2 rRNA genes are annotated in these 517 nt (G+C 42.4%); both read right to left on the bottom strand.

The annotated features are described in order from the left end of the window. Positions 1–94 (bottom strand): 23S ribosomal RNA (locus L2703_RS18930); the annotation flags it as partial. A 344-nt stretch (positions 95–438) separates the two neighbouring features. Next, positions 439–517, bottom strand: a 16S ribosomal RNA gene (locus L2703_RS18935); the annotation flags it as partial.

A 517-nucleotide genomic window follows, 5' to 3' on the forward strand; every position in this document is an offset into this window, starting at 1 on the left:
TGTTACTAGCTCGCCAACGCTTTTCGCAAGTTACTACGTCCTTCATCGCCTCTGACTGCCAAGGCATCCACCGTATACGCTTAGTCACTTAACCATACAACCCAAATGAGTTTCACTTGAGCTGTATTGCAACTAGCTGGTTTTTACTTTGATAATTCATGCACTTTCGCACACGAAATCGCCTTAGTTTTAGAATATTCAAGACACTTAAACAGTGTTTTGAGAACTCAATGTTCAATGCTTTCGCATCGAACGATTTGTAATTAATCACATGACAGACTCATGCAATTAAATACTATCAGCTTTCCAAATTGTTAAAGAACAACACTTAACCGGCTTGCGGTGTGTTTTCGCTCTACTTCCGAAGAAGTTAACAAGCAATCTGTGTGAACACTCACATGCATCGCTGCACTTTAGGTATTGAGTTAGTCGTATAGGTAAGGAGGTGATCCAGCCCCAGGTTCCCCTAGGGCTACCTTGTTACGACTTCACCCCAGTCATGAACCACAAAGTGGTG

It is taken from the genome of Shewanella basaltis, assembly GCF_023283885.1.
In the GTDB taxonomy this organism is placed as follows: domain Bacteria; phylum Pseudomonadota; class Gammaproteobacteria; order Enterobacterales; family Shewanellaceae; genus Shewanella; species Shewanella basaltis.